Origin of the sequence: Gelidibacter sp. (genome assembly GCF_039916245.1) — a bacterium.
Lineage (GTDB): Bacteria > Bacteroidota > Bacteroidia > Flavobacteriales > Flavobacteriaceae > Gelidibacter.
Map to the genome: position 1 here is coordinate 1 of NZ_JBDSLS010000071.1, position 3,376 is coordinate 3,376.

Consider the following 3,376-nt stretch of genomic DNA (forward strand, 5'->3'; position numbering starts at 1 on the left):
TATACATGTTTGTTATTCTACAGAAATAAATTAATTCCAGTTATTTTTTTACAAGAATTCACATAAAATTATAAATCCTAATTAGACCTTTAAAACTATATAATCAAGATTCCTGTCTTCACAGGAAATTAAAAGTAAAAGGATAACTTGGTGTTTCGCCATTGCTGGCTTTTATCGCATTGATTACAGGAAATACAATGGCCATAATCCCCAAAAGGATAAATCCTAAAATTCCCAGTCCAAATAAAAGGATCAACGGCACACAAATGATACAATAAACAATCAGACTCAACTGAAAGTTAATAATGTTTTTTCCGTGGGCATCCATCTGATATACTTTTTCCTTTTGGGTTATCCAAAGGATTAAGGGCAGAATCAAACTTCCAAAACCAGTTAATAAGGTAATCAATTGGCTTAAATGGGCAATGACGATTAATGATCTATCTTCTCGCATGATAATTGTGATTTAAATTAGTGATTGATGTAATTATATGACGAGCAGTAATCTAAATTGTTACATTTTATTGGTCTCAAATTAAGTTAAAAGTATGCACTTTAGTGCATCTCGCTTTAGCTTCTAAAAATTTTGACACGAATTTCACGGATTTTCACGAACTTATTCGTAGACTGAGAATACCGATTTAAATTTTTTACTATAAATTTCACGAATGCAACAGACTTTCAGCCTATTTTAAAAACTCCGCCAGAACATTTATAGGGCAAGTATGACGCTTTAGTCATTTGATTTTTTAAAAAAGATAATTGAGCATCACACCTCCATAGTAATTTCGAGGATTTCCCGGATAATAATACCTAGGCTCCGTATTATTAAAACCTGTTGCATTGATCAGAATGGAGGAGGCATATTTGGTATCTGCCAGATTATTAACACCAAAATTGAGCTTGAAGTTTAAGGTTTTGAAAAGTTGACCAGAATAATTGAGCTTTAAATTCAATACGCTGTAAGCATCTCTATATAAGCTGTTGGCATCATTCATCGGCATTTTTCCTACATACAGATGATTGATAAACATAGTAAATTTATCAAGATTTAAAGCGACTCCAGAAGCAATGGTTAAATTTGGAACACCAGTGAGCTTATGACCTGAAAAATCCATGTCTTCGTTTACAAAATCTTTAAAACGATGCCAATTAAACGAGGCATTGATATAGGGCGAAATATTAAAGGCGTTCGTAAGCGTCCATTTATAATCGGTGGCAATCTCTAAGCCTTTGTGTAAGGTACGCCCTGCATTTCTGCCAATATATTGATCATCTCCTACCCTTTGCGCCACCAACAAATCTTTGATATCCAAAATATAATAAGAAGCCAAAATATGCCAACGTTTTTGAAAAAAATAAGCCTCGCTCCCAAGTTCATAGTTATAACCTTTCTCTGGACTGATCTCCGGATTAACAATCCCCTCCGGCGTTAACGCTTCTTCTAAGCTTGGATAATTAAAGCCATAACTCACATTACCGAAAACTTGCAATTGCGCTTTTAACTGATAGGACACGTTCAGATTGGGGGCGATAATCGGATCAAAATTTCGCGATGCCTTTGGATTCACATCTTCAGGATTAAATTCATCCTTAAAATTGTAGTTCGTTTTATTATAATTGAGTCCAAACTGAAGCGTCAACTTTTCCATTAGCGGAAGTGTGATATCTGAAAAAACATTTATGTTCTTTCTCTTTTCCTGATTATTACTCAATAACGCACCTTCCAAACTTCCGTTCCCATCGTTGGTGGCGTAAAGATTTTGAATAGTTTTCCAATCGTATTTATCTTGATAGAGTTCGGTGCCAAAATTCCAAATGGCTTTTCTTCCTAAAAAATCAATCGTATGGGTAAAAATGCTTCGCAATCCAACGCCTTTAGTAAGCTCATCCAAAATATTAAAAGGTCGTGGTTCGTAATGATCGGAATAGGAATAAAACACACTCGTGCTATTTTCAAATTTAGACGAGAATTGATGCTTGAAATTGATGCCTCCCAACATTTGTTTATCCATTTTATAACCTTTCGCTTTTAGCCAAGTAAATGCAGCTTTTGAGGGGTTTTCCAAATAATCAGTTTTCCCGATGGAACTTGGTAATTGAGCTAAATAATTTGAGTGATTAAACAACAGCGAAATTTCGGTTTTATCGTTAAATCTATAGGTCGAATTTAGAAAGTAGGAATTAATCTGGTATTGACTATTCTCACGAAACCCATCCACTTCAAGATGGTCATAATTAAAATGTATCGTGAAGTGCTTATCGGAAAAACCAGAAGCGATGCTATTTTTAAACAAGCCAAAAGAGCCTATCGTGGTATTATTTTGAAAGGATAATCCACCGGTTTGGGGTTTCTTGGAATTTAGTAAAATCGTGCCTCCGAGATTCGTCCCATATAAAGTCGCTTTAGGCCCCTTAATAATTTCAACGGACTGCAAATCTTCCACATCATAAATATCCAAAACAGTTTCTCCCACCCCATTGGTTATCGGAATCCCATTAAAATACGCTTTAATTTTATTGGTTCCATAAAGCGTCCGCGATCCCACACCTCTTATAGTGATACGATTGGTATTTATTGCGCCACTTTGAATAAAGACCCCAGGGATTTTGTTCATGGCATCCACAAGCATCACAGGACTTTGTTGCTCCAGGGTTTCAGCTGTAATCGTGTTTGTGGGAACAATAAGAATAGGCTTGATTTCAGAAGGCGCGGTAATCACTATAGGATTGAGTTCCTCTATCCCAGCAATGCCCTTCAGAAGAAATATTTGGTAGCTTTCAGATAACAGCTGGTTTTTAGATTGATAATTGGGATGCTCCATTGTAAAGTTGATGGGAAGATTAAATTGCTTTGGAAGTACAAATACGCCTTCATCATCGGTTTTAGAAACGATCTGATTTCGAATAATTATGGCCACCCCTGGAATAGGAATACCTTGTTGAGACTTCACTACTCCTTCTACATTCTGTGCTTGGAGCATATTAATAAAAACGGTTATGAATATCATAACCGCTTGAAAATTTAAAAATTTCATACTTTTTATTTTATCTTATAACTCACTTTCCAAATGACATCACCAGCATCATCATTCACTAATAAATCCCCTTGCGGACTAACGGTCACCGCAACAGGCCGTCCATAAACCTCTGAGCTATCCAAATCTGCAATAAAACCGGTTAAGAAATCTTCTGGTGGTTTTGGTTTTCCATTTTCAAAAGGTATAAACGCCACTTTATAGCCCGCCAAAACGGAGCGGTTCCACGAGCCGTGCTGCCCTACAAAAGCGCCATTTCTATATTTTTCAGGGAATGCAGTGGCATCATAAAAAGTAAATCCTAAAGAAGCCGTGTGCGAACCTAAGGGAACATCAGG

At 36.3% G+C, this 3,376-nt stretch carries 2 protein-coding genes and 1 pseudogene; all 3 read right to left on the reverse strand.

The window, feature by feature from the left end; all coding sequences use genetic code 11:
- Positions 1 to 118: 118 nt before the first annotated feature.
- Complete coding sequence (locus ABIQ28_RS03540) at positions 119 to 454, reverse strand: DUF4870 domain-containing protein (RefSeq protein WP_348035373.1); 336 nt, start codon at positions 452 to 454, stop codon at positions 119 to 121.
- 295 nt (positions 455 to 749) lie between these two features.
- On the reverse strand, positions 750 to 3,038 hold the full coding sequence (locus tag ABIQ28_RS03545) for a TonB-dependent receptor (protein WP_348035374.1): 2,289 nt from the start codon (positions 3,036 to 3,038) through the stop codon (positions 750 to 752).
- A 5-nt stretch (positions 3,039 to 3,043) separates the two neighbouring features.
- A pseudogene (locus tag ABIQ28_RS03550) lies at positions 3,044 to 3,376 on the reverse strand (sorbosone dehydrogenase family protein); the annotation flags it as partial.

What these genes read in the sequence shown, in the direction of transcription:
- ABIQ28_RS03540 (WP_348035373.1), bottom strand. Translation starts at nt 454, where the DNA reads ATGCGAGAAGATAGATCATTAATCGTCATTGCCCATTTAAGCCAATTG.
- ABIQ28_RS03545 (WP_348035374.1), bottom strand. Translation starts at nt 3,038, where the DNA reads ATGAAATTTTTAAATTTTCAAGCGGTTATGATATTCATAACCGTTTTT.